This is a genomic window from Acinetobacter sp. WZC-1, from assembly GCF_052544965.1.
Genome location: NZ_CP199370.1, coordinates 1,790,641 through 1,816,774, shown reverse-complemented (window position 1 = coordinate 1,816,774; position 26,134 = coordinate 1,790,641). Strand labels below are relative to the sequence as shown.

The window sequence follows — 26,134 nt, the reverse complement described above, 5'->3', positions numbered from 1 at the left end:
AGGAGTTCAAGTTCAGAGCAACCCTGAATGCCTATTTTCCTTAATTGCTGACTGCAGATGGAAAACCGCTCTTATGCTTATGTTTGCCTTACCCATTCAGTACCGCCTGGCAGGCTTTTATTTTTTCTATTACAGCATTGTCGGAACTTTCATGCCGTACTGGAGTCTGTATTTGCAGGATCAGGGATTCAGCTATCAGGAAATTGGCATTTTATCTTCCATTGCTATCTTAACCCGATTTTTTGCACCCTTGATCTGGGGATGGATTGCTGATAAATCGGGCAGGCGCATGCTGCTGGTGCGTATTGCTACCTGTATGGAAGCCACAATCTGGTTTCTGATTTTTATGATTCCCGGAGATTTTCAGTCTATTGCCTTGCTGATGCTGGTGTTCAGCTTTTTTCAGAATGCGATTCTGGCACAATTTGAAGGGGTGACGCTGTTCTGGCTTGGAGAAAAACGGGCAGAAACCTACGGAAAAGTCAGAAAGTGGGGATCCATCGGTTTTATTGTTGGTGTATTTGCAATTGGTGCATTACTGGACGTTGTTGATATCTCCCTGCTGCCGATCATGTTGTTATGTATTGCATTTACTGCATTTATCTGGTCATTCAGTGTAAGGGAACCGGGTTCAGCCCCTGCCTCACAAAAGCAACTGGAACCGTTATTGCCCATTTTAAAGCGTCCGGTCATTCTTGCATTTTTCAGCATTGAATTTATCATGCTGCTGGCACAGGCACCTTTTTATAGTTTTTACAGTAATTATCTGAAACAGGCCGGGTTCAGTACCACAGCAACCGGGTTCTTGTGGTCTGTCGGTGTGATTTCGGAAATTCTGATGTTTGCCGGTGCCAATTTCTTTCTGGGACGTTTCAGCTGGCGAACCCTGGTGGCGGCATGTCTGTGCATAACCTGTCTGCGTTTTTTACTGACTGGACTGTTCCCTGAATATTTTGTCATGCAGTTGCTGGCTCAATGTATGCATGCTTTCAGTTTTGGATTATTTCATATGATTGCAATGCGCATGATTTTTCAGCATTTTACTGCCGGTCAGCAAGGCAGGGGGCAGGCGCTGTATAGTACCATGTGGGGACTTGGGGTTGCATTGGGCAGTGTGCTGGCAGGGCACTACTGGCAGATTATTTCAGGGGAGATGGTATTTATTATTGCGGGCTTATCTGCATTGTCCGGATTATTATTGATTTACTGGTTACCGGCGACAATCGAAAAAAATGCCTGAATTCAGCTGCGGGTCAGGATTGCCTTCATGACCCGGTCGGTTGAGTGCTGATCAGGGGTAAATAGGAAGATTTTATGCAGGAAAATCAGGTATGTCCATCTGCCGGCCGGTTGCCGGTATCGGTTCATGATCAGCTGATGGATGAGTCAATGCATGATTGTTCGTATATGGTTATTTTTGCATGTTTTATTGCATATTTATGCTAAGTTATGATCAAGTAATTTTGATATTGATCCGGTATGAAAAGAACAGCTTTATTCATTTCTTTATTGACTTGTGTTTCAGGTTTTACTATTGCTGCGGATAGGCTGGATGTCGATGCAGTTGATGCGGCAGAAGAACAATCTGTTCCTGTTGCAATCACGCAGTCTGCCAATACAATCCGAATCAGTACCCGCCCTGAAATTCTGGGATTATGGGGAATGGTAATACCGAAGAATAAAAAATGTACTGAATATTATAATTTCCGTGGCGATAATCAGGTGGTCGTGCACAGTGCGAAAGAATGGTCTACCGGAATCTATGATTATCAGCCTTCTCCGGATAATACGGCGACAAAACCGCCGGCTCTGATTCTGCAGATGAAATATGAAAATAATCAGGTGGATTGTTCCGGCAATCGGGAAGATCAGTCCGGTGAAATTTCGCAGTATTATGTGCGCTGGAAGGACAATAACACCATAAACTTCTGTGCTTCAGAAGAAGCAGACAAATGTTTTGCAACACTGCATCGGGTATTGCCTTAAGGCTCAGATGTAATGCAGAACAGCCGGTATTGATTGCCCGGCTGGTCTGAGTGAGTTCAGGGCTTAACCGGGTTAAGCCTTATTTTCCTGTCCCTGAATCTGTTTCAGCAGATATTTTTCCAGATAATGAATATCCATAGCCTGTCTGCAGAAGTTTTTATCTTCCAGAATCAGGTCCTTGTGTAAGGGGATATTGGTTTTGATTCCGGTCAGAATGATTTCATCCAATGCCTGTTTCATGCGGGAAATGGCCGTTTCGCGGTCTTTGCCATGGGCAATCAGCTTGGCAATCATGGAGTCATAATACGGTGGAATGCTGTACCCCGGGTAAATATGTGAATCCATGCGGATACCGGCGCCCCCTGGGGCATAAAATTGTTCAACCGTTCCGGGTGAAGGCATAAAAGTGGATGGATCTTCTGCATTGATCCGGCATTCAATAGCATGTCCCCGCACCTGAATATCTTCCTGTTGCAGCTCCAGTCCCAGTCCTGCGGCAATACGCAGCTGCTGTTCAATAATGTCAATGCCGGTGACTAGTTCTGAAACCGGATGTTCAACCTGTACCCGGGTGTTCATTTCAATAAAGAAGAACTCACCCTCTTCGAACAGAAATTCAAACGTGCCGGCCCCGCGGTATTGCATCAGTTTACAGGCATTGACGCAGGCCTCCAGAATATCGGCACGGGCCTGCTCAGGTAAACCCGGAGCAGGAGCTTCTTCAAGTACTTTCTGATGGCGGCGCTGAAGGGAACAGTCGCGGTCAAATAAATGTACGGCATGGCCATTGCCATCCCCCAGGATCTGAACTTCCACATGCCGTGGTTTTTGCAGGAAACGCTCCATATAAACAGTGTCATCACTGAACCACATTTCTGCATCACGCTGCGCTGCCTGCACAGATTCCAGTAAGGTATCCACACGTTCCACAATCCGCATGCCACGACCACCACCGCCTGCCGCAGCTTTTACAATCAGGGGAAAACCAATTTCCCGGGCTTCGGCAAGGGCATTCTGCGGCGTCACTGCATGCGCAGAACCCGGCACCGTAGGGACTCCGGTCTTACGCATGACAGTAATGGCAGAAACTTTATTGCCCATCAGGCGGATATGTTCAGGACGCGGCCCGATAAAAATAAAGCCCGAGCTTTCGACAATCTCTGCAAACTCTGCATTTTCAGATAAAAAGCCATAACCGGGATGAATGGCATCTGCACCGGTAATTTCCGCTGCAGTAATAATGGCTGGAATATTCAGATAGCTTTCACTGCTGGCACCGGGACCAATGCAGACGGCTTCATCCACAAAGCGCAGGTGCATCAGATCCCTGTCTGCATCTGAGTAAATGCCGACTGTCTTAATGCCCAGGGTTTTACAGGCACGTGTGATGCGCAGGGCAATTTCGCCCCGGTTTGCAATCAGTACTTTTTGTAGCATGGCAACCCCCGGTATTACGCGCGATAGCGGAACAATGGCTGACCAAACTGGATAATATCGCCATTTTTCACCAGGATTTCTTCAATCACACCACTTTGCGTGGCTTCAATGGGATTCATGATTTTCATGGCTTCAATAATGCCCAGTGTTTCGCCGGCAGAAATGGTCTGGCCGACATTGACAAAAGGCGCTTCACCAGGACTGGGAGCCGCATAGAATACGCCGACCATGGGAGAGGCTTCCACAGCACCGCGGGAAGCTGCCTTAACCACCGGTGCTTCAGTAACAACCGGCGCAGGTATTGCTGCAACACTGCCAACCACAGGATTACGACGTGTTAACGCAATTGATTGATCTCCTTCCTTCACTTCAATGGCCTGAAGGTCAGATTCAATCATCAAATCGATGAGCTTTTTGATTTTGCGGATATCCATGATTTTCGTTGTCCTGGCATTATGATTGGGTGGAAGATTGAAGTTTTTCGATGGCATAATCCAGGGCAAGGCTATAGCCTTTAATACCCAGACCACAGATGATGCCAACGGCTTTATCCGATAAATAGGAGTGATGCCTGAATGTTTCCCGGGCATGTACATTGGACAGATGCACTTCTATAAAGGGAATGGCAACACCAAGCAGGGCATCCCTGAGCGCAACAGAGGTATGGGTGAGGGCTGCCGGGTTGATAATAATCAGCTGCACATTCTGTTGTTGCGCCTGATGAATCCGGTCTACAATGGCGCCTTCCCAGTTGCTCTGAAAAGTTTCCAGCACATTGCCGGATTGTTGTGCCTGTGCGATAAGCTGCTGGTTGATATCATCCAGGCTGAGATGACCATAGATTTCCGGTTCCCGTTTTCCCAGTAAATTCAGATTTGGTCCATGAATAACCAGAATGGTCGAACTCATTAAGTCTGCTCCGGTTCAGATGTTGCAGGGAGTTTGTGCAAGATGTCTGCAAAGTTTGCATATTATGGCATATTTTCCACAAATATCTGATCATTTGTTTCTAACTGTCCAGAAAGCATCCTGCTTTTAATGTTCTATATATTGCGAACTTTGTGAGGAATTGGCAATGTTAAAATATGCCATTTTTGATGAATATTCCGCTTTGTGCATTTTAAACTGAATTGGCTGAAACTGTTCATTTGTTTTATGTAACCACCATGACAGCATCAATTTGCATTGATTAATGCGGTTGATGCTCAGATTTTCTGCATGAAGATACTGTTACCGCAGGGCGAAATACCTGAAACTGTTTCTTTTAAGGAATTTATTGTTTCCGTCATGTCATACGCATAGAATCAGATTTAATTTTTAATGATGATGGAATCGCTCATGTTGCAGGATTTTATAGAAGAACAAAAACTGGTCTGTGAAGAGTTTGATTCAGCTTATATCAAAGTCAGTGAAGAGGATGTGATTGCACTGGCTACTCAGACACTGACGCGGGAGCCGATTGTCGGGCTGCGAAAAAAACCGGCTGATGATGGGGTGGCCTGGTTTATTTATGGGGGTGAGCTTGAAGAGGGAGAAGACTTTTTTGAGACCATGACCGTTCGGGAGCTGGAAAAAATTCTGCCGGAAGTCGTGCCGTATCTGGCGCTGGAAGAAGGTTTCCGCTTTATGATTGATCGGGATGATTACGAAGATATATGGAAAGCTGAGCAAATCTGAATGAAATTGAAATATGTTTTACTCGGCTGTGGGCTGGTCTTTTTCCCGATGGCATATGCTGAAAAACTGACTCAGCAGCAATATGATGACATAATGGAAACCTATACTGATCAGGTCAATCGCAGTAAAAAAATACTGGATCATCCGGCTGGACAGGCAGATGCTGTACGTAAGGATGCTGTGCATACAGACAGTGAAACGCAGAAACAGGCATTTTGTTCAAGGATGCAGGCGTATCATCAGATTGCTGCAATTTCGCAGCAGAATGCTGAACTGGACACAGCACAGATGATGCTGATGATCGCTCAGAATTACCTGGAAAAGCAAAATCAGCGTTTAAATGATTCCGGAATGACTGAGCAGGTATTCTGTGCTGGCTTAAAACCGGAATCCTGAATTTTTACAGCGCGCTTTTCAGGCTTTTTCTCAGTTGTCTGACCTGTTTTGAATATTTTTTGCCCTGGCGCTTCATTCTCCAGCCGGAAGAATAGCCGGCAGGACCGACATTGTAATAGGCCAGTGCTTTTTTCCAGCTGCCGGCTGAACGGTTATAGCTGGCCAGAACATAGGTACCGCAATTGATATTGGTGAATTCTTCAAAGAGGTCGCCTGGGCAGGTCTGCTGCCAGTAGCTCGGAATAACCTGAGTCAGTCCAACCGCACCGGCAGGTGAAACAGCATAATTTCTATAACTGGATTCCTGCCGGATCAGTGCTGCAATTAAGAGTGGATCTACAGCATAGCGGTCAGCACTTTGTACAATCATGGGAGCAACCCGGTTGGCAGTGGTGGCTTCCACCGCATAGGCCCGCTGAATCCCTGCGGATAATTTTCCTGCGCGTTTTATGACGGAACCACCTCCCAGTGATGAACAGCCTGTAAAGGCCAGCACCATGACAGTGACCATGACTGATTTGAAAATACTGAATTTATGGGAGAATTCTGGCTGGGATAAATAAGATGGCGTGATCAAAATAAAAGACCGGATTTTATAAGCCTGAGAAAAATAATGGTAATTTGAGGGGAGAGACGAGTCAAGCATTGGTCACGTTTATATACAACTTGTTTTATCTTTTGATTTTATTGAACTATTTTTTAATCTAATTTTAGGTCTGGTTCAGAGTCCAGGCTATTTCATTGCATGTTCTTGTATTAATAGACCTTGTATCTTAAACCTTGTAGTGATTAGCTACCACTATATGCAAATTGTAGAGTTTGTAATAGACCTAAGGCTTTTAGTCTGTGCAAGAGATAAAACCTGCAATTTGCCCTTATCCCTCACACAACTCTGGACGGTAACAAAGCACTCTGATGCTGCATTTACAAGGTGAGATGATGGTTAATGGGATGGAGCAGGTCATGTTTCAATACAAGGAAAATAGCCATGATAATATTAGGTATTGATGTCAGTAAAGCCAAAATGGATTGTTGTATTTTCCCTCAGGGTTTAACTGGCAAGAGAAAAAATAAAGTCTTTGCTAACAGCCAGACAGGCTTTGCAGAATTGACTGCATGGTTAAGAAAACTACAGGTTCAACTTGAGCAAACCACCACGGTGATGGAAGCGACATCAGTCTATCATGAGAACCTGGCTTATTATTTACATGGTATCGGTATCAGGGCCTGTGTAGCTAATCCTGCACGAGTCAGAGCCTTTGCCAAAGGTATGTCTATGCTGAATAAAACAGACAAGGCAGACAGTGAAGCATTGATACGTTATGGCTATTCGGCAGAATTGGTGATATGGCAGCCAGAGCCTGAAAATATCAGATTATTAAAAGCATTACTTGATAGACGAGAAGTTTATTGCAGGAAAATAATCGACTTGAAAAGGCGAATTCCACTCGTACTTCTGCTGTTGTGAAGAAATTTCCTGAAGAGAATATTACGCATTTACAGCAACAAATTAAAGCGATAGATAAACTGATACATGACCATATCGACCAGGATCCAAAATTAAAGCAAGACTTGAAACTACTGCAAACCATTCCATCCATCGGTGAGCGGTCAGGTTTACTCATGTTAAGTTTATTTCATTCACATCAATTTGAGAAAGCCAGTCAAGCTATTGGCTTAGTTCCAGTACATCATCAGTCAGGCAGTTCTGTCAATAAGCAAAGTCGTTTATCTAAAGCGGGCGATAGCAGAATACGTTCAATCCTGTATATGCCAGCCTTAACAGCGATTAAATATAACCCACATATTGAAACTCTATATCACCGACTTTTAAGTCGTGGCAAAAGTAAAATGTGTGCTATAGGCGCAGCAATGCGTAAACTTGTACATCTGTGTTTTGGTGTTTTAAAACATCAGACTGCCTATCAAAAAGATTATTTATCAACCAAATAATCTCAGATTTTAATTGACAGTCAAGACGGTATCTCTTGCGTAAGTATAAAATGGTTTATAATTTGAGCATGAGATATGAAAATTTAAAACGATTTGATGATCTGGAATTTAAACGTTTAGTTGGAGTTCCACGCCCTTTATTTTCTGAAATGTTGAGTATTTTAGAAGAGGCAGAAAGTGCAAAGAAGAAATCCGGCCGCCCTCATACCCTGACTTTGGAAGATCAATGACTATTAACTTTGAACTACTTACGCTCATATCGAACTCAGATTGAATTATCTGCTGATTATGGCTTGGCTGAGAGTAATGTGAATCGAACGATTCAGAAAATAGAAAATACACTTGTTCAATCTCGCCATTTTGCTTTACCCAAGAGAAATCAGGGTAATACCCCCATTTTTAATTGAATTAATGGGTAGAAAATCCAAAGCCCCTGTTATTGTTTAAAAATAGGTGGACAGCCATTTACTGACATATGAGGTCGTTCATGATTATAAAAGTACTGCCAGCCAGTTGTATAGTCCTCAACTTCGCTCAGATCTCGAAATAAATACTGATTTAGACACTCATAACGTACTGTACGGTTAAATCGCTCAACATAGGCATTTTGCTGTGGATTGCCTGGCTGAGTAAATACATGCTCAATACCATGCTGATCACACCACGTTTCCATTAGCTCACTGATATATTCCGGACCATTGTCGCTTCCAATACGTTTAGGTTTACCTCGCCATTCAATCAATTGATTAAGCCCTCTCAGCACACGTTCTGCGGGTAATGAAAAATCAATCAATATATCCAATGACTCGCGATTATAGTCATCAATCACGTTGTGTACTCGATAGCTACGCCCATCACTGAGTTGATCATGCATAAAGTCCATGGACCATGATTCATTCTTAGCTGTCGGTACTGCAAGGGATTCAGGCTGTTCCCGTTTAATGCGCCTCTTTGGCTTGATACGTAGATTAAGTTCTAATTCCTTATAAATACGATAGATACGTTTATGATTCCAACCATATCCCCTGACATTGCGAAGATACAAAAAGCAAAGTTTAAAGCCCCAGGTCTGATGGTCGCCAGTAAGCTTTATTAGCCAGTCTGCGATCACCACGTTCTGCTGCTTTAATTGAGCTGCATAGCGATAGCACGTTTGACTGACATCAAAGATCAGGCAGGCCTTACTCACAGAGACTTGATATAGCAAAATGCATTTTTTGAGCTACAATGGGTAAAGTCCTTTAAATTGTTTATCCAGATGCCCAAAATATATTCAGAAGATTTACGCCGGAAAGTCATGGAATTCTACCGAAAGAGTGGTCATAAATCGAATACCTGCACAACTTTCAATATCGCCCGGACAACACTGGATGACTGGATTCTGCTTGAACAGCAGACAGGACAGCTGGCTCAGCCTAAACTTGTCAATGTGGGCAGACCTTCAACCATTAGGGATCTTCCTGCTTTCAAAATATTTGTTGAAAATACAAAATTCTCACAGGCAAAAGATCTGGTTCCACTCTTTAAAAACCAGTTCGGATATGCAGTTTCCTATGATGTCATACTGGCAACACTTCATAAGCTGGGATGGACGCATAAAAAAAGAGTTTCCTCTACAGACAGGCCTGTCAAATAAGCAGAACCGTATTTCAGTGGATTCTTCCTCAGTGGGAACAGGAATATGGCAGGGAAAATATTCTGTATATCGATGAATCAGGAATCAATACAACTGACACGGCAGAATATGGATGGTCCATTAAAGGAAAACGCTGTCAGGATTTAAAGTCAGGCGGTCATGGAAAAAGAATGAGCATGATCAGTGCGGTCAGATCAAGTGCTCCCTACAGTTTTCTGTCACCGCTGGTTTTCCAGGGTTCATGTGACAGACATTTATTTACAGGGTGGCTTGATTATTTATTTCGGAATTTACCCGGGTCAGGGTATCTTTTGATCCTGGACAATGCATCCATTCATAAAGGCCGGGAAATAGAACAGCTTGCTGAAACGTACAATGTACGAATCGCCTACCTTCCGGCATATAGCCCTGATTTGAATCCAATTGAACAGGCATGGTCTGTACTGAAAAGGAAAGTCAGAAATATTGTGAGTCAGCAGAATATTTCCATCTGTGAGGCTCTGGATATCGGATTTAAAGAAATGTAGCTCTTAATTTGCATGTGGCTATATTGTTCAACAGCTTGTTGAGCAAGTAGTTTACGTTGAGCTGGCCTCACAACTTTTTTGAAAGTGCATCCTGAAGGATATCTGTTTTAAGGCGCTCATCAGCATACATGCGTTTAAGGCGGCCATTCTCGGCTTCAAGCTCTTTCAGTCGGGTTATCATGGAATGATCCATACCGCCATATTTGCTCTTCCACTTGTAGAACGTAGCAGAGCTCATACCGTGTTCTCGGCACAAATTCGGTACCGGGGTACCTGCTTCTGCTTGTTTCAAAATACTCATGATTAAGCTGTCTGAATATTTAGATGTTTTCATGGAAAATCTCCTTAAATCAAGGGTATTCGATTTTCTACTTTTAAGTTCAATTATTTTTGGGGAGTATTACCTCAGGAAGTTGAAAATGATGACTTTGTGCTGATTGATGTCACCGAATCACAAATAGCACGCCCTAAAAAAACAGAAAATTTACTATAGTGGGAAAAAGAAGAAACATACGCTTAAAACACAGGTTATTTTTGTCCACTTCCCATTTATTGAGACACTTCTAAACTGGAGTTTTCCAGTTTTGCCCTGTACACCGCAGGGGGTAAATTGCCTAAACTTTCATGTGGTCTTTGCTCGTTATAATCCAAACGCCATAACCACGCCATTTCTCTGACCTGAGTCAAATTCTCAAACAAATACGCATTGAGAAACTCCCGCCTAAACGAACCATTAAATCGCTCAATAAAAGCATTCTGCTGTGGCTTCCCAGGTTGTATATGCACCACTTCAATGCCTTGATCTTTACACCAGTCCAGCAATCGCGCAGATATCAGTTCGGGACCATTATCAACACGAAGCTGCTTCGGCAAGCTACGTTGTTGAGCCAGTCGATCCAATACTCTGACAACACGCTCAGCCGGTAACGAGGTGTCTACTTCTATATCCAGACATTCGCGAGTCCCCTCATCAACTATATTCAAGGTACGGAATCGTTTACCGCAATACAGACTGTCACTCATAAAATCCAGCGCCCATTGATGGTTGGCTTGTGCAACCACTTGCAGTGGTCGTGCAATACGCTGGGGCAACGTTCGTTTCTGTCGACGGGGTAAGTTCAATCCCATCTGGCAGTAAACCCGATAAACACGTTTATGATTCCAGTCATAACCCTGCCGACGTATGCGACCAAAACACTTCCAAAAGCCAGACTGGGGAGATTGTTTTAACACCTGATTTAATGCATCAATGACAGCAGCATCCCGTTTGCGCCAGCTCGTGCTTTGCCGATAATAGCTGGCTCGACTTAGTCCACTCAGGCGACAGGCCTGTAATACAGTTAACCCAAGTGAAGCCAGAATACGAACGCATTCTCGCTGATCTGCTGTCACCAACCCTTTTTTGAAAACAGTTCCTTCATGGCATGGTTCTCCAGACTGAGTTCCGCAAACATCCTTTTGAGTCTGGCATTTTCTTCTTCCAGCTCACGCATGCGCTTAACGTCAGATGCTTCCATACCGCCGTATTTGCTTTTCCAGACATAATAGGTGGCATTGCCAATACCATGCTTACGGCAGATATCATCCACTTTCATCCCAGCATCTGCTTCTTTCAAAATGCTGATGATTTGGCTCTCGGTAAATCGTGATTTCTTCATGACTGTCTCCTGACCTTATTTAATCAGAAAACTCCAGTTATGGATGTCTCAGTTTAAGGGAAGTCGACATTTTCAGTACGAAATTGAATCAAATTATCAGTATCCGGATCGATCCAGGAACAACCCATGACCTTACAATAGCTCGTAAACATGTAAAGGAATTAGCGAATTTTTCGTTTGTCATAGGTGATCTGGCTTATAAAGGTTTTAAAGAAATAAGCAGTAAGCTATTAATTCCAATAAAGAAGTTAAAGAAAAAGGAGCTCTCTCCAGAAGCGAAACTGATCAATAGGGAAATAAGCCGGCGCCGAATTCCAATTGAACATTTAAATAGAAGAATAAAAGTATTTCGTATTCTCAGTGAAAGATATAGAAACAGGCGCAAAAGATTTGGTTTAAGAATGAATTTAATTGCAGGGCTTATCAACTGGATGATTAAAATATGACTTACGCAAGAAGTATAATTAAATAATAGATATTCAACAGTAAAAAACCACAGTCTACAGCAATCAATCCGCAATAACACAATTGACAAAAAATAATAAAATAAATATTTGTTTTTAGAGTAAAAAAGATTTTGAAATAATTTAAAAAAATGTAATAAATAATACTTTCATTAAAAAAAATTATTATGCCAATTAGTTAGTACAAATAAAAGATTAATGATTATGAAAAATAGCATTGTTATAATTGGATTTGGAAAACAAGGGCAAGAATACTTTGAAAGTATAGAGAAACTTTCAAATATTACTATCAAAGCAATAGTTGACAGTAGCTTCAACCAGAAAATATATCTTGAAAAAGTAAGTATAAAAGTTGGAGAAGATATAATTCTTTTAGAAAATATTGAAGATTTAGAGGAGTATGATAATTGCACAGCAATAATTTGTGTTCCACATAAATATCATTTTGAGATCACAAAAAATTGTATTAAAAAAGGTTTTAATATTATCAAAGAAAAGCCTTTAGACTATAGTTATTTAAATGCAAAAAAATTGGAGGAAATATCAATACAATATAACAAGAAAATTTTTACATTATGTCAAAGGATCTACGACCCTATATTTTCAGAATTTATAAAAAAAATTAATCTAATAGGGAAACCATATGCATTACAATATGATTACTTTTTAAGCCATAACAAAACTACAGGTTGGAGATCTAAAAAAGATCTAGCGCGCGGTGGAGTACTTTTGGATATGGGTTATCATATTATAGATACTATTAATAATTTTTTTGGTGAAATTATAGAAACCAATTCCTATAGTGCATTTTCAAATGAAGAAACTAAAAAAGAAATTCTAGAGGATTACACTACAATTTCTTTTAAAAACAGAAGAGAAGTTATAGGAACTATTAATATTGGTAGAAATTATCATAAGAAAAAAGAATATATTACGGTATTTTGTGATCAAGGCATTGCAGAAATTTCTCCAAAAAAAGGATTTTCCATATACAACAATAATGGGCAAGAAATATACAAAGTCGAAGTGCATGTGAAAAATGAGGAGGTTACTATAAATCAAATACAAGATTTTTTAAATATAATTAACTTCAATGATGAATTTAGTTATAAAAAACATTTTAACAGGCATCTATTAAATGTTGAAACAATTGATCATATCTATAGTAAGCAACAGATAAATTTTCTAAACTCTATATAGGTAATAATATGAACACTCTACAAAAAGATTATTCAAGTAGCATCATTGATGATTATAAGTCACTCTATAAAACTCCAACAGTATCATTTGAACTTCCTCACGAAATCTGGCCTCCAAATGGCAGTGAGAATGAATTATTAGATATTGGTAATCAACGTAATCTTGATATACGAATAGCTGGAAAGTCAGGACCAATAAAAGTTTTTGAAGATAACTTTCTTTCATTTCTAGAAAACAAAGTGAAATATGGCATTACATTCAATTCAGGAACGTCAGCATTGTTAGCCTCGTATTTTTCACTGGGCTTAGCTGAAGGAGATGAAGTTATTGGACCTGTTTTAACTTATCATGCAGCTTTGAGTCCTCTATTTTTATTGAGATTAAAACCTGTATTAGCTGATATACAGCAAACAACACGTTGTATTGATCCTATTGATATAGAGAGAAAAATAACAGATAAAACTAAAGCTATAACAGTAGTACATCAATGGGGGCATCCTGCTGATTTAGATGCCATAATGAAGTTGTGTGAGAAATACGATCTAAAATTAGTTGAAGACTGTTCACATGCACATGGTAGCAAATATAAAGGAAAACTGTGTGGAACATTTGGTGATGTTGCTGCATTTTCATTACAAGCTAATAAAATGATATACGCTGGCGAAGGTGGAATTTTAGTAACAAATAACGAAGATATCCATGATAAAGCAACACTACTTGGACACTATAGGGATCGTAGTAAAAAAGAAATTAAGAACCCTGAATTACAGAAATATTGGGTTACTGGTTTTGGTCAAAAACTAAGAATGTCACCATTTAATGCAATAGTAGCGACGTACTCTTTAAATAATTTTGAAAAAAATATGTCAGGAAGGTATGCATGTTTAAACTACTTCAATAAAAAACTTTCAGTATTTGATTTTATTGAACCTCACTTCGTCGGTAATTCAGTGGATATGGGAGCTTGGTATGGCTTTAAACCATTGTATCATTCAAATAAGTTAAACAACATTGATAAAAGTGTTTTTATTAACCTTTTACAGATGGAAGGCCTTGAAATATCAGATCCATCTGCCCCATTGCTTTCTACTACACCTCTATATAATGATGAATCCAACCCATTATTTAATATTCCACAAGACTCAACTAATTATAGTGGTTTTATAAATGCTGATTACATTTCTAAATCAGCGTTATCTTTACCAACATTCTATGAACCTGATATTCATATCCTGCTCATAGATAAATACATTGAAGCTATTGAAAAGGTTGGTAATTTTTTAAAAAGTTATTAAATATTGAGGATAAAATGAGGACTATGTTCCTCATTTTAAGGAGACAAAAAATGAAAATTATTGATTTTATTATTTTTAATGAAGCAAATAATACTTTATATATACAAAAAAGATCAAAAGATAGACGGATTTTTCCTAATCAATGGGAAGCTCCTGGTGGACATCTTGAAAAAGATGAAACAATAATTGAATGTTTATTTCGTGAACTCAAGGAAGAAACAAATTTATCATTAACTTGTATTTATGGAAAAATAAATGAATTTATTTGGGATGATAAGGAAACTGTAAATTCTGTTTATTTAATTTCAGCTGAAGGCAACCTCAAGGTGGAAAGAGATAAAATATCTGAATACTTATGGATTAACAAATATCAACTTGAAGAAATTTTTCCAGATAATAAAAATGATATCTACCAAAGTTTCTTAAATGCTTTTGAGCTTATAGAATCAAAAGATCAGATCAAGCAAAAAGTTTTAGACAACATATTCTTTTGGTTAGATGGTATTAAAGATATAACAGGAAAATATTTTAAGAATATTGACTTGGAAAAAAGTAATAAACCTGATGGTTCCCCTGTATCCATTGCAGATAAAGAAATAGAAGAATTCTTGTATGTGGAAATAAAAAAAACTTTCCCATCTCATAACTATATTGGTGAAGAAAATGAATATAATTATGATTCTTCCATTTCTTTTAAATGGGTTATTGATCCTATAGATGGAACTAGATCTTTTATAGTTGGCCGACCAACGTTTGGAATATTAATTTCATTGGTTTACAAAAACATACCTATTTTTGGTTGCATTTACCAACCAGTTACAAATGAAAAATGGATTGCTTTTTTAGGTGGAAATTTATATTACAATTCAAATATAATTAACTATTCAGCTATTAATACTAATAAAGATATTGAATCATTTGTTCCTGCACCAGAAATATTTAAAAATGAGAAAGAGATTAAAATTTTTGAAAACTTAAAAAAAATATCACGAAGAATATCCTACAATGGTGATTGTTATGCATATGGTTTATTAAGCATGGGTTTTGTTGATATAATAATTGAACAAAAACTTTATGAACATGACTATTCAGCATTATTGCCTATTTTAAATGCAAGTAAAACCATATACTTTTCTTTAGATGGCGTACCTATAGATATATCTAATAGCTCAACCTCTTTAATAGCTTTCAAAGCTCATAATTTTTATCGGTTTGTTAAATTGGTGAAGTAAATGTATATACAGTTAAATTCAACACAAAAAAAATTTGCAGGCCCTGAAATCATTAAAAGTAAATTTTCAAAAAATAATATTGGTGTTTGTTTTGAGGTTATAAAAAAATTAGATTATGAGGATTTAAAATTAAGATTAAATAAAATATTAATGAAAAATCCCATTTTAAAATCAAAATATAGTATAAACAAAAAATGTTTTCAATACAGCTCTAAAAACAAATTACACAATTTATCATACTTGGAAAATATAGAAATCTCATTATTTTTAAAAAAAATGAACAAAATATCCTTTAAAATAGATAGGCATTATCATTTTAGAATATTTTTTGTTAACAATAAAAATAAAGCTGAAAATTACATTGCTATTTGCATCAATCACAATATTTGTGATGGATTATCTTTAAACTACTTTTTCAAGTCCCTTTTAGATGATGAAAATAATATAAAAATCATTAAAAAACCAAAAATAATGGGCTTGTTACAGAAAAATGAAATAAATTTAAAAAATTTTAATGAGAATGAGGGTGGTGTTGTGGATAAACATGAAGTTGTCGCGAAAAATATATTTCATAATTCTTATATAAATTATAACATTAGCAAATTTTTAGATACTTCAATCTTAGCACTTTTTAATGCATCAAGAAAATATTTAAACAATTTCATTGTAAAAGAGTTGTTTAAATTCCAAGGTGATCATGGGATTAATAATGAGCTAGATTTTTATTTATATAGTTTGGAAGAAGAAAGTTTAAATGAAAAATTAATATCAGAAAAACGTCAATATGCAAAAAAAATCACACTCCATTCTGGGATTTAGTCAAAACAATAAACCCAATAGCTTATGGCGGCTATTATGGTATCGCCAACATTGAGATAAACTATAGAGCTAGAGCTAAAGGAGTTAATATTTTTCAGAATATTCCCTATATTATTTACTTTAACGAAGAAACACTAAATTTTGCTGAAGCAGATATTTCATTAATAATTGATCAAATGAGTGAGGGAGAATTATATCACAAATTTTTATTTAATAGGAAAATTATACCTCAAAAAATTCAAATCTTAATATTGGAAAATTTTTCCAATTACATTAGCAAAATAAAAATTGAAGAAACTAAATTTAGAAAAGAAGTTAACACCTGTTGTGTAATTTAGCATTTATATGACTTTGTTGCACAAACCTATCTCTCAGGGCTTATTCATCAATATAATTTCTAGATGAATAAGCCTACTTCCAAATTATATCGTACAAAGAATTGGTCTTCAGTAAATTTGCTTCTCTTCATCTTTGCATGCCTCTTATAGATAAACTCCATTTAACAACTACAGGTTAATTCCAGGGCCTTCATCAATTCAATACCCTGCGACATGAGCAACCTTAGCTTATGTTTGAGTACGGATCAACAGCGCTTAATTGGATTCAGCTCTGGAGAATAAGGGGGCAGATACATGAGAATATTTCCGTAATGCTTCTCACCTTCCGGAAGACTCTGACAAAGCTTCTCCAACCATTGTTTAATCCATGTACGTGCACAATGGCCTGTAAATACATAAGGTTCAATCAATTGATAGGGTGAGTTTCCCCGTACTGCACTGATCAGACTCAGGCGTCTGCCTCCACCACCTGAGCATTCAGCATACTGACGCGTGCCTTTTGCAGACCATCCATAACTATATTGATCACGTTCATCAATGCCTGTTTCATCAATATGGATCAGATGATCCAGGCCCACTTCTTCAGCTCTGATTCTACTTAACCATCCAAAGATACATTGCCTGATGTGACTGGATTCCCGATAGGTGAAACTCTTTTTTTATGGGTCCATCCCACTTTATGTACTGCTCTGCGCAGACGTTCATACAGAATAGGCTGACCAAAACGTTGCTCATATAAAGGGATCAATTCTTTTAGGGTATTAAAGGAAGTCTGCTCCAGAAACAATCTGAATTCATCCAGGTCTTTGATACCTGGAGTTTTACCACGCACCCAGCTTTTCTGTTCAAGTGAACCTGTTTCAGATTTTAATTTGATCCAGTCATCCAGTGTCGTTCTGGCGATGTTGAAGGTACGACAAACCTGAGATTTGTTGCCATTGCGTTCGTAGGCTTTAACAGCCCGAACTCTCAAATCGGAAGATAAAACAGCCATTGTGCTCAACGAAAGTAAGTATTTAATTCATTGTAGCCTAAAACAAGAGTTTAGCTATAACATGAGTTAAATATACGGCATATCTCCAATTTTAAGTGAACCTGTTTTCAGGGGGGAGGTCAGTTTTAATATTTCAGTCATGACAATCGGCTAAATTCAAGCCACTTCTGAATATTGTAGCCAGCCTTATGAAAATCAATCATATTTTAAAATTCTCCCTGGTGATGATCAGTCTGAGTCTTGCGGCCTGTAATAATGATCATACTGATGCGCCTGCCGGGATGGCCAGACCACCAATTGTTGATGCTTCATTGTATTTTCAGACCAAAACACCGTATCAGCCTCAGCAGCAGCTGGACAGCTATGAGGTGGCACCGACAGGCTTTCATCCGGTATTTATGCAACTGGTAGCCCGGCATGGTTCACGGGGTTTGTCCAGTATGAAATATGATCTGGCGCTTTATAATCTGTGGTTGCAGGCAAAACAGGAGAATGCCTTAACTCCGCTGGGTGAACAACTGGGGGCGGACCTGGAAGCCATGATGAAAGCCAATATATTACTGGGCGATGGCGTTGAAGGTATTCGCCAGCGTGGTTATGGTAATGAAACCTCAGTGGGGATTAAGGAACATCGGGGCATTGCTGACCGTCTGTTACAGCGTTTGCCACAATTGTTCAGCAATAATTCACTGACAGGGAAATCCATTCAGGTTGTGAGTTCAGGTGTGGATCGGGCTGTGGACAGTGCCAGATTCTTTAGTAATGAATTGTTGACGCAACGGCCGGATTTAAAAACCATGATCAGCCCCGCCAGTTATCAGCAGCTGGATGCTTCATCTGTCCCGACGATTGCAGATGGGGGCGTAAATCGATTCAATTTATATTTTCACAGTCTGAATCAGGCTGAAGATCAGCCGAATATCATCACAGCAATGGATCAGTCGGTTTACGAGGCCAGTCTTGCCTATCAGGATTTTGAGGAAAACAACACAGACCTGGCAGACAAACTGCAGCAACTTAACAATGACAGTCGTGCGCAGCAGGTGGCCACTGAAATATTAACCCCACTTTTTCAGCCTGCATTTCTTCAGAAAATCGGGCAGCCGGATTATCGTTTCAGTAACCGGGGGAGCTATACAGTAACCGCAGCCAATGGTGAAAAAATAACTGAAACCGGGAAGGGCAAAAATACCATTGCCAGTATGGTTGATGCCGCGGCTTATTTATATGAACTGTATTCCATCACTGGGGGGATGCAGGATGAACTTGGTGCAACCGATTTTAAAAAGTATATGCCTGCGGACGCTGCAGAATTTTATGCACAGTTTAATGACGCCAGTGATTTTTACAGCAAGGGACCGGGTTTTGATACAGCCCGTCAGATCACTACTGCGATTGCACAGGGATTGAAACAGGATTTATTCAGTCAGGTGGATGATGTGATGGACCACAGGCAGCCCCATATTGCCGTACTCCGATTTGCTCATGCAGAAATTATGATTCCACTTGCGACAAGCCTTGATTTAAACGATAAGATGCAGTCGTTGCCATTGAGTCAGACATTTAACTATGAAAACAGTCAATGGCGTGGAGAAGAAGTGTCGCCGATGGCCGCCAATCTACAGTGGGATATTTATCAGAATGATCAGGGACGGACCCTGGTTAAAATGTTGTATAACGAAAAAGAAACCGGGTTTAAAAAAGCATGTGATGCTGCCCGATATCAGCCTGGCAGTTTTTACTATGATTACTTAAAGCTGAAACAATGTTATGACGTGCAATGACTCAGGAGTATAAAAAGTTGTTGCTGCAATGTGGAGCTGATGCCTGACCATGATTAGTGGATTATAAAAGGTAAAAGATCAGTCAGGCAATTTCAGACAGTGTTGCATCCGGTTCCAGGTCATGAATAATCTGTCTGAGACAGTCCTGCCAGAACAGAGCGAAATGTTCAGCAGGAATTGATTTCATGACACAACAGCGCAGAACCGTGATTTTCTGATCTTTATAAGCGGGATTCTGTAAGACAACATCGGCAGCAAGCTGATTTCTCGAGAACCATGGCCCTGTACTGACAGGCTTACGGGAACCTGAATTTGAAAGCAGATCTTCACTCATCTGATTAATCACCTGGACTATGTCCGTATGTTTGTCCGTGGGACAGATATAGAAGTTCAGCATGTTCAGATCAGGTTCGTAAGCACTGTGGAAGCGATATTTTTCGCCCTGAATCAGTAGCGGAGGTGTTTGTTCCAGCGCATGCTGCAGCTGTTGTGCTACCCGCAGGTTCTGGGCGAGCAGCAAACCATAGCCTTGCTGGTCCAGGCTTAATAAACGATGTGCAATCCATACAGCTGCTGTGGCGGCCCCCGGCCTGGCGCCTTCAAGGGTATAGGGGCCAAAATCCATATGTTCTCCCCGGCTCTGGCCGAAATATTTACTGTGACTGATGACAACCTGCGAATAACGGCGATCACGAATGGCCAGGCATCCTGCCGGATAGGGGATGTGACCGTTCTTATGTGGATCAACAGTAATCGTGTCGGCATGTTCAAGTGCCTGTAATGCAGCAGCAATTTCAGGTTTAAGCCAATCGGGTGCATGTGCTGGGATGTGTTGCCGGGATGTCACAGACTGTGAGGGCAGTTCATCAGCATTTGATGGTCGGATCATGCTGCGATAGTAACCGCCCTGGGCAGCATCAACATGTAAAAAGAACGATGACTGAAACTGTAATTCACAGGCCTGACGGATGCCGAGTATCTGGTCTATGGCGTCCACACTGCCTTCGCCACTGCTGCCCACTGTTGCAACAACTGCAATAATCGGGCGCTGCTGGTGCAGATGAGAAAATATCCGTTCGCGCAGCCTGTCAATATCGATGCGAAAATGTTCATCAAGTTCAACCAGCTCAAGCTGATGACGGCCAATGCCGAGCAGATTAGCACATTTATCCCAGGCATAATGACGGCCACTGGCCACCAGCAGCACACCCTGACGCAGTGTGGGGTCCTGATGAAACTGTTGTGCGGTATCCAGCAGTTCGATCAGTTGCTGCTGACTTTCTGCCTGATCAAGCAACTGAGCAATACGGCGAGGTGCCAGGTTGAAAGGATGATCAACTTCTGATGCTGTTAACAGATGACGCAGTGCAGGGGTTTCTCTGATGGCCAGTGGAATGCTTTTTAGATTTCTGGCAATCCAGATGGCCTCATAATTGGCAGCATGTCCACCGGATGTGAGGTGTGCCCAGCCCAGGCGTGGGTCAAAGCCAAATAAAGCACAGAAATCATCACTGAGTTCGTACTCCAGTTGTGTGGTGACCGGAGATGCCTCAGGGGTGACATTATTGGGGTTGTACAGCATGGCCGTGAAATAGGCCAGACTGGCGGGAAGAAACACATCGGTATTCATGTGTGCCAGATAATTGGGCGCTGGCCAGGGAATGGATGCTTCACCTAATTGTGTAGACAGGGTTGTTAACAACTCAATTGCCCGCTGTAACATCACAGGAGAAGATGGTGGACTGACCGGCAGTGATTGTAATGAGGCATGCCATTGATAATAATCATCCATGATGGTTGTCAGTAACTGATTGATCTCATGATGATTATCGGAATCTGGCCACAAATGCTGCCAGGATGAAGGAATATCCATATCAGTTCACTGTGGCCACAATAAAGCGGCGGCGAAAAGGGAACAGGGTCCGTCCATCAGCTTCCGGAGGATAAAATTCCGGAAGTCGGGCACGGTAGGCACGAATAAACAGTTTGCCCTCATCTGAGGTTAAACTGGCGAGAATGGGGCGCAAGCCGGCACCATTGACCCATTCAAATACAGGTTCAGGGCCGTCCAGCACTTGCAGGTATTCACTGTCCCAAATGTCAATTTCATTACAGTACGGGCGTAATGCATTGTAGTAATAGGTTTTGGTCATGACTACACGTTGTCTGATTTCCCCACGGAACCGGGCTGATCCCAACGGAGCACCATTTACTCCGCCATGATGCAGAACTTCAGAAATCAGGTTGTACCAGGCCTCGTCCATACAGTCGGGCATCTGAAGTGCCAGTTGCCCGCCTGGTTTAATGGTTGAGATGAGTTCCGGCAGTAATGCCTGATGTGGCAATAAATGCAGTAATGAGTTGGCAAATAATAAATCAACGGGCTGAGCAGGTCGCCAGTTGATGACGTTGGCCTGAATCCAGTGAAGTTTATCATGTTGTTCCAGTGCTGCCGCTGCAAACATCTGGGCAGAAGAGTCGACTCCCCAGATGTCAGCCATTGGCCAGCGTTGTGCCATCAGCTGTGCAATATGCCCGGGTCCGCAGCCCAGATCACAGATGGACTGCGGATTTTCCAGTTGCACCCTGGCCAGTAATTCGGTTGCCGGGCGCAGACGATGAGCTGGGAATTTCAGATACGATGTTGCATCCCATTGCGCAGGCAGCTGAGTACTGACTTTGGTGGTGACCTGGTTCATCAGGCATAGCTCCTTATGAATTATTAATGTATTGCCTGAAGGGTCAGTGCTGCAATTCGTTCATGAATGATATCCATTTGATCCCAGGCCTGCCGGCATGTTTCCATGAGTTTGGGAAATTGGCTGGCCGATAGCTTTTGTAAATAAGGACGGCCCAGCGCATTATGGCCTTCATCTGCTTCAGCATGTATCTCAAAATATGAAGGGTCACTCTCGTTATGGTCATGGGTCAGAATATTCTCGGTTGCCTTGCCAAACGAATCTCCGCTTGTTTCAACCACCATGTGGACAATCACAATTTTTTCTGCTTCATCACTGCTCATCATTTTATTGATGAACCATAGACTGGCTGCTTCCAGGGCCGGGTCATAAATTTTATTGGTGAGGTTGTTCTGGACCCGTAAGATTTCATCATGCCCAAACTCATCATGCAAATGCTCGCTGTATATGGCATATAACTCATCATTGGTACAAAAGGCCTGGCGGGCATAGAGCATTTTCTGGAAATAAACGGACCATACATACAGTGCTTCTAAAAAGCGTTGTTTCATGGCAGGCCGGGTCTGTAACTGGCCGGATTCAAACAGGCGGAACAGTGCATTTTTTTCATGGCGTAAGCCCAGCTGGTTATTCAGATGGTCTAAATCCTGATAGGAAACTTGCTTTTCCCCGGCCAGAAATTCAACACGTGGGGTGATTTCATTTTCATATAATCCTTCACCTTCAAATTGAATGGATAATCCATGAAAGGTCTGGCCTTCTTCACTACGGAAACCGTGCAGCTGGCCTGGAGGCACACAGACTGCATCACCTTCCTGCAAAAGCTTCTGCTGACTTCCGGTGAGGTACACTGAACCCTGAGTGACGATAATCAGTGATTTGGTGCTGTGCTGGTGATTATCCAGGATTTCTCCATTTTTAAGACGGACCCAGCTGAATGAGTAACGTCCATTTTCTGGAATAAACGCAGCCAGGGCGCTATTGCGACGAAAATCACGATGTTCGCCCAGCTGATGGATCTGACCATCGACTTCTACTTCGGTAATGGCACGAATGTCTGTACGACTGATAACCTGCACTGAGGCAGATGGATCAGTGGGTGTTTCAATATGGGAAGTGGATTCTGGCTGAGTTCTGAGGAGTTGCTGAGATGAGTTTGTCATGGCGCGTATCTTCCTTTTATGGGTAAATGGGCAAGAAATGAAGCGATGAAACTGAACTGCAATACAGGTGGGTGGATGGGATTCTGATTTATCTGATTGATTGAAAAGCTTTAATTACACGATTATTCTGCCGGGGAGACCCCAGTGAAATACGGATGTATCCATGTAACCCCTCAGGGTTAAACACAGGCTGTATTTTGTGTTGATGCAGGATGGCTGTAACCTGATCTGGATCATTGGTTGCAAGGGTGATAAAGCCACCATCTTCGCCCCATGCCCCTGTGATGGATGTACTCTCTTTTAATGCAGCAAAAACCCGGTCACGTTCCTGCTGAAAATCCTGAATCCTCTGGAGAAGTATCTGGCGCTTATCCAGATGCCGGCTGGCAATGGTTGCAGTTGCAGAGGAAATCATAAAGGGCAGTTGTACATGGCGCAGTGGCTGAATGATGTCGGCATGCGCAATGACGGCGCCAATGCGTAAACCTGCCAGCGCCAGTGCTTTGGACATGGTACGAATAATGACCACATTGGGGTTGGTCTGGAGATGACGCAGGTTGGAACAATATCGGCTATATTCAACATAGGCTTCATCAATAATGATTAAACCGGGAAAGCTTTTGACTAAAAGCTCAATATCGGCCGGGTTGATGCGACTACCCACCGGGTTGTTGGGATCACACAGAACAACCCCTTTGGCATCACTATTACAGATGGCTGTAACATCCAGTCGGTCAAAGGCGGTTCCCTGAAGTGGCACAGTTCTGGTTCCAATGCCATGTATGCGTGCAATGCGATGAAACAAGCCAAAATTGGGTGGGGTCATCAGCAGATGATCAACACGTGGTTCAAAAAAAGTTTTAAATACGGTTTCCAGTGCACCTGATGCACCGAGTGTTAACAGGATGTGGTGATCGTTCAATTGCTGCGGTGATGCACCACGGCTCCGGTCAATATGCAGAATAAGATCAAGATATTTTCTGGCTAAACCGTCCAGGCCATCCTGACGATAACCCGGATAGCGTTTATATAGGTCGCCATAAGGGTTTTCATTGTTTTGCAGATATAATGTGCCTTTGCTTTCAGTATTTTCTGTGAAAGGTCGAATGGGTTTTAAATCCAATGCAACATCACGTAACAGGGATGAAATAGGCATATTTTTCACGCAATTATAGCAGTTGTGGGAAATGCTGTTTGTTAATTACACGTTTAAAATAATAGTGCGGTATTTTTTAAATTGCATATCAATTTTTATTGGCATTATGTATTGTGCGTAACTTTAACACTTACTTTGTCAACCATCATGTAACAGTGAGTAAAGTAATATTTAATAGACTTCTTGCAAAAATATCATTTTTAATGATTCTGGATGTTAAAATTCCTGAAAAATCATAGTTCATAGTTGTACAAATTTTGATTTTTGCAAGAGCTCTAATGAATTGCTTTTTTACGTAAATAATGGGGTGGCACATCGCAACTGACATACCCTTTTATCAGGATTCAGTCATCCTGATTAAGCCCCCGAATTGAATCATCTGAATTGAATGGTCAGATTCTATCGGCTGAAGCGGGTTGTATTCGACCCTGCACTTAAACCGAATAAATTTGCATATATGATTTTCATTGATTGACTGAATTTTTAGCCAAGCAGAGAGACAATGAAGGGGATCAGATAGGGACCGGCCATCACCATGAAAATTCCTGCCAGGACCATGGTCACACTTGCAACGACCCCTTCTTCCTGATGACGCATATAGGCCTTGGCCGTCCCAAAACTATGCGCTGAATTTCCCAGTGCGGCACCCATGGCAAAGTGTGATTTTAAATGCAGTGCGCCCAGCACTAAATCACCAATGAGGATACCGGTCACGCCGGTCATCATGGTAAACAGGATCGCCAGTTCCACAGATCCGCCAATACGACTGGCTAATTCAATTGAAAAGGGTGTGGAAATGGTCCGTGCCATCAGGCTGAAGCTGGTCGCCTGATCAAAATGAAATAATTTTGACAAATACAGAGCACTGATAATGCCTGCCAGCATGCCAATCACTACCCCCATGCTGATTGATAGCAGATGTTTACTGATAATCTGGCGGTACTCATAAATAGGAATGGCAAAGGCAATGGTTGCAGGCCCCAGCATCCATACAATCCAGTGACCACCCTGTATATAGGTTTCATAGGGAATATGCAGGATCAGGACCAGTAAAATGAGTATGGATGGGGTCAGAATCGCCGGAGAAAAAAGCAGTACGGGATATTTGCTGTACAGTTTTTTATTGCAGGCATAAACAACAAGCGTTGCGATCAGACATAAAATGGAAATAAGACTCATGGTTGTTCTCCGTCATTTTCTGCCGCAGGGGGAACACTTTTCAGTGAGCGCTGTTTCAGTTTTTCTTCAAGTTTAAAGCCCAGGAATACGCTGTATGCAGTAAAGGCCATGACGCAGATGGTGCCGGTAACGACCGTAATCAGCAGTTGCCATCCTTCCTTGATAAATAGTTGTTGATAGTTGATCAGCCCAACAAAGGGAGGCAGAAAGAACAGGACCAGGTGACTCAGCATAAAACTGGAGCCGGATTTGATCCATTGCAGTTTGACCACGCCAGTCATCAGCCCGGTCAGCATCATCAACAGTCCGATAAATGCTGCTGAAACAGGTAAATGAAAAATCGACTGGACCATTGAACCCAGCCACCAGAACACGATCAGTACACCGATCTGCATGACAATGTTTGCTGAATTTTTTTGTTTGGCGGATAAATTAGAATATTTAAACATGGCTGCAACAGCATAGCTGGAATAATGAATCATTTTAACGCCTTCATTTATGCTAAATTATGAATAATTTAGTGAGAATTATTCTTTAGGGG

General features: G+C 41.1%; 24 protein-coding genes and 6 pseudogenes. 15 read left to right on the top strand and 15 right to left on the bottom strand.

Annotation, left to right across the window (positions count from 1 at the left end; translation table 11 throughout):
* Positions 1-79: 79 nt before the first annotated feature.
* Both ACT6PV_RS08410 and ACT6PV_RS08405 read left to right on the top strand, forming a co-directional pair.
* Positions 80-1,240, top strand: coding sequence for an MFS transporter (locus ACT6PV_RS08410; RefSeq protein WP_445117072.1), 1,161 nt, complete (start codon positions 80-82; stop codon positions 1,238-1,240).
* Positions 1,241-1,479: 239 nt separating this feature from the next.
* Positions 1,480-1,986, top strand: a complete 507-nt coding sequence (locus ACT6PV_RS08405; protein ID WP_445115937.1) for a hypothetical protein — start codon at positions 1,480-1,482, stop codon at positions 1,984-1,986.
* 72 nt (positions 1,987-2,058) lie between these two features.
* Here ACT6PV_RS08405 and accC read toward each other — a convergent pair whose 3' ends face one another.
* From accC to aroQ, 3 genes are read right to left on the bottom strand one after another with little or no spacing between them, the layout of a single operon-like run.
* The gene (accC, locus tag ACT6PV_RS08400; protein WP_445115936.1) at positions 2,059-3,423 is read right to left on the bottom strand and encodes an acetyl-CoA carboxylase biotin carboxylase subunit; all 1,365 of its coding nucleotides are present in this window, start codon (positions 3,421-3,423) and stop codon (positions 2,059-2,061) included.
* Between the two features lie 14 nt (positions 3,424-3,437).
* Complete coding sequence (gene accB, locus ACT6PV_RS08395) at positions 3,438-3,857, bottom strand: acetyl-CoA carboxylase biotin carboxyl carrier protein (protein WP_445115935.1); 420 nt, start codon at positions 3,855-3,857, stop codon at positions 3,438-3,440.
* Positions 3,858-3,876: 19 nt separating this feature from the next.
* Positions 3,877-4,332: a type II 3-dehydroquinate dehydratase gene (aroQ, locus tag ACT6PV_RS08390; RefSeq protein ID WP_445115934.1), complete on the bottom strand. Its 456-nt coding sequence runs from the start codon at positions 4,330-4,332 to the stop codon at positions 3,877-3,879.
* Between the two features lie 429 nt (positions 4,333-4,761).
* On the opposite strand from aroQ, the gene ACT6PV_RS08385 reads away from it, so the two are divergent.
* Positions 4,762-5,100, top strand: coding sequence for an immunity protein Imm33 domain-containing protein (locus ACT6PV_RS08385; protein ID WP_445115933.1), 339 nt, complete (start codon positions 4,762-4,764; stop codon positions 5,098-5,100).
* A complete protein-coding gene (locus ACT6PV_RS08380) occupies positions 5,101-5,496 on the top strand; it encodes a hypothetical protein (protein ID WP_445115932.1) in 396 nt (131 codons plus the stop codon).
* Between the two features lie 4 nt (positions 5,497-5,500).
* Here ACT6PV_RS08380 and ACT6PV_RS08375 read toward each other — a convergent pair whose 3' ends face one another.
* A complete protein-coding gene (locus ACT6PV_RS08375) occupies positions 5,501-5,995 on the bottom strand; it encodes a lytic transglycosylase domain-containing protein (RefSeq protein ID WP_445115931.1) in 495 nt (164 codons plus the stop codon).
* Positions 5,996-6,484: 489 nt separating this feature from the next.
* On the opposite strand from ACT6PV_RS08375, the pseudogene ACT6PV_RS08370 reads away from it, so the two are divergent.
* Both ACT6PV_RS08370 and ACT6PV_RS08365 read left to right on the top strand, forming a co-directional pair.
* Positions 6,485-7,449 (top strand): annotated as a pseudogene (locus tag ACT6PV_RS08370) (IS110 family transposase).
* A 68-nt stretch (positions 7,450-7,517) separates the two neighbouring features.
* Positions 7,518-7,829: pseudogene (locus tag ACT6PV_RS08365) on the top strand (helix-turn-helix domain-containing protein); the annotation flags it as partial.
* 56 nt (positions 7,830-7,885) lie between these two features.
* On the opposite strand, the pseudogene ACT6PV_RS08360 reads toward ACT6PV_RS08365, so the two are convergent.
* Positions 7,886-8,644: pseudogene (locus tag ACT6PV_RS08360) on the bottom strand (IS3 family transposase); the annotation flags it as partial.
* Between the two features lie 63 nt (positions 8,645-8,707).
* On the opposite strand from ACT6PV_RS08360, the gene ACT6PV_RS08355 reads away from it, so the two are divergent.
* Positions 8,708-9,085 carry a helix-turn-helix domain-containing protein gene (locus tag ACT6PV_RS08355; RefSeq protein WP_445115019.1) on the top strand — a complete coding sequence of 126 codons (378 nt, stop codon included), beginning with the start codon at positions 8,708-8,710 and terminating at the stop codon, positions 9,083-9,085.
* The gene (locus tag ACT6PV_RS08350; protein WP_445117034.1) at positions 9,082-9,612 is read left to right on the top strand and encodes an IS630 family transposase; all 531 of its coding nucleotides are present in this window, start codon (positions 9,082-9,084) and stop codon (positions 9,610-9,612) included. Before ACT6PV_RS08355 ends, ACT6PV_RS08350 begins: the two co-directional genes overlap by 4 nt.
* A 20-nt stretch (positions 9,613-9,632) precedes the next feature.
* Here the strand turns inward: ACT6PV_RS08350 and ACT6PV_RS08345 are convergent.
* A pseudogene (locus ACT6PV_RS08345) lies at positions 9,633-9,946 on the bottom strand (transposase); the annotation flags it as partial.
* An 87-nt stretch (positions 9,947-10,033) separates the two neighbouring features.
* Between ACT6PV_RS08345 and ACT6PV_RS08340 the strand changes: the two are divergent.
* Positions 10,034-10,145, top strand: a pseudogene (locus tag ACT6PV_RS08340) (IS5/IS1182 family transposase); the annotation flags it as partial.
* A gap of 16 nt (positions 10,146-10,161) precedes the next feature.
* On the opposite strand, the gene ACT6PV_RS08335 reads toward ACT6PV_RS08340, so the two are convergent.
* Positions 10,162-11,270, bottom strand: a protein-coding gene (locus tag ACT6PV_RS08335; RefSeq protein ID WP_445115110.1) for an IS3 family transposase whose coding sequence is annotated in 2 segments (ribosomal slippage) — positions 10,162-11,018 and positions 11,018-11,270 — 1,110 coding nt in all. Because the reading frame shifts where the segments join, the coding sequence is not laid out codon by codon here.
* Between the two features lie 68 nt (positions 11,271-11,338).
* Between ACT6PV_RS08335 and ACT6PV_RS08330 the strand changes: the two are divergent.
* The 5 genes and pseudogenes from ACT6PV_RS08330 to ACT6PV_RS08310 form a co-directional block, all read left to right on the top strand.
* Positions 11,339-11,716, top strand: a pseudogene (locus ACT6PV_RS08330) (transposase family protein); the annotation flags it as partial.
* Positions 11,717-11,938: 222 nt separating this feature from the next.
* On the top strand, positions 11,939-12,934 hold the full coding sequence (locus tag ACT6PV_RS08325) for a Gfo/Idh/MocA family protein (protein WP_445115930.1): 996 nt from the start codon (positions 11,939-11,941) through the stop codon (positions 12,932-12,934).
* Positions 12,935-12,942: 8 nt separating this feature from the next.
* The gene (locus ACT6PV_RS08320) at positions 12,943-14,229 is read left to right on the top strand and encodes a DegT/DnrJ/EryC1/StrS aminotransferase family protein (RefSeq protein ID WP_445115929.1); all 1,287 of its coding nucleotides are present in this window, start codon (positions 12,943-12,945) and stop codon (positions 14,227-14,229) included.
* A 50-nt stretch (positions 14,230-14,279) separates the two neighbouring features.
* Positions 14,280-15,461: an inositol monophosphatase family protein gene (locus tag ACT6PV_RS08315; protein ID WP_445115928.1), complete on the top strand. Its 1,182-nt coding sequence runs from the start codon at positions 14,280-14,282 to the stop codon at positions 15,459-15,461.
* Entirely contained in the window at positions 15,462-16,280 is an 819-nt protein-coding gene (locus ACT6PV_RS08310) for a hypothetical protein (protein WP_445115927.1), read from the top strand.
* A 583-nt stretch (positions 16,281-16,863) separates the two neighbouring features.
* On the opposite strand, the gene ACT6PV_RS08305 is transcribed toward ACT6PV_RS08310, so the two are convergent.
* Together ACT6PV_RS08305 and ACT6PV_RS08300 are read right to left on the bottom strand one after the other, a co-directional pair.
* Positions 16,864-17,196: a transposase gene (locus tag ACT6PV_RS08305; RefSeq protein WP_445115926.1), complete on the bottom strand. Its 333-nt coding sequence runs from the start codon at positions 17,194-17,196 to the stop codon at positions 16,864-16,866.
* Positions 17,197-17,216: 20 nt separating this feature from the next.
* Positions 17,217-17,612 carry a helix-turn-helix domain-containing protein gene (locus tag ACT6PV_RS08300; protein WP_445115925.1) on the bottom strand — a complete coding sequence of 132 codons (396 nt, stop codon included), beginning with the start codon at positions 17,610-17,612 and terminating at the stop codon, positions 17,217-17,219.
* 194 nt (positions 17,613-17,806) lie between these two features.
* Between ACT6PV_RS08300 and ACT6PV_RS08295 the strand changes: the two genes are divergently transcribed.
* On the top strand, positions 17,807-19,396 hold the full coding sequence (locus ACT6PV_RS08295) for a histidine-type phosphatase (RefSeq protein WP_445117071.1): 1,590 nt from the start codon (positions 17,807-17,809) through the stop codon (positions 19,394-19,396).
* An 82-nt stretch (positions 19,397-19,478) separates the two neighbouring features.
* Here ACT6PV_RS08295 and ACT6PV_RS08290 read toward each other — a convergent pair whose 3' ends face one another.
* The 6 genes from ACT6PV_RS08290 to ACT6PV_RS08265 form a co-directional block, all read right to left on the bottom strand.
* Positions 19,479-21,269, bottom strand: coding sequence for a pyridoxal phosphate-dependent decarboxylase family protein (locus ACT6PV_RS08290; protein WP_445115924.1), 1,791 nt, complete (start codon positions 21,267-21,269; stop codon positions 19,479-19,481).
* A 1-nt stretch (position 21,270) separates the two neighbouring features.
* Positions 21,271-22,095 carry a methyltransferase domain-containing protein gene (locus tag ACT6PV_RS08285; RefSeq protein WP_445115923.1) on the bottom strand — a complete coding sequence of 275 codons (825 nt, stop codon included), beginning with the start codon at positions 22,093-22,095 and terminating at the stop codon, positions 21,271-21,273.
* 23 nt (positions 22,096-22,118) lie between these two features.
* Positions 22,119-23,258, bottom strand: coding sequence for a cupin domain-containing protein (locus ACT6PV_RS08280; protein ID WP_445115922.1), 1,140 nt, complete (start codon positions 23,256-23,258; stop codon positions 22,119-22,121).
* 88 nt (positions 23,259-23,346) lie between these two features.
* The gene (locus tag ACT6PV_RS08275) at positions 23,347-24,414 is read right to left on the bottom strand and encodes a pyridoxal phosphate-dependent aminotransferase (RefSeq protein ID WP_445115921.1); all 1,068 of its coding nucleotides are present in this window, start codon (positions 24,412-24,414) and stop codon (positions 23,347-23,349) included.
* 483 nt (positions 24,415-24,897) lie between these two features.
* Entirely contained in the window at positions 24,898-25,593 is a 696-nt protein-coding gene (locus tag ACT6PV_RS08270) for an LrgB family protein (RefSeq protein WP_445115920.1), read from the bottom strand.
* Complete coding sequence (locus ACT6PV_RS08265; protein WP_445117070.1) at positions 25,590-26,042, bottom strand: CidA/LrgA family protein; 453 nt, start codon at positions 26,040-26,042, stop codon at positions 25,590-25,592. Before ACT6PV_RS08265 ends, ACT6PV_RS08270 begins: the two co-directional genes overlap by 4 nt.
* Positions 26,043-26,134: the final 92 nt, after the last annotated feature.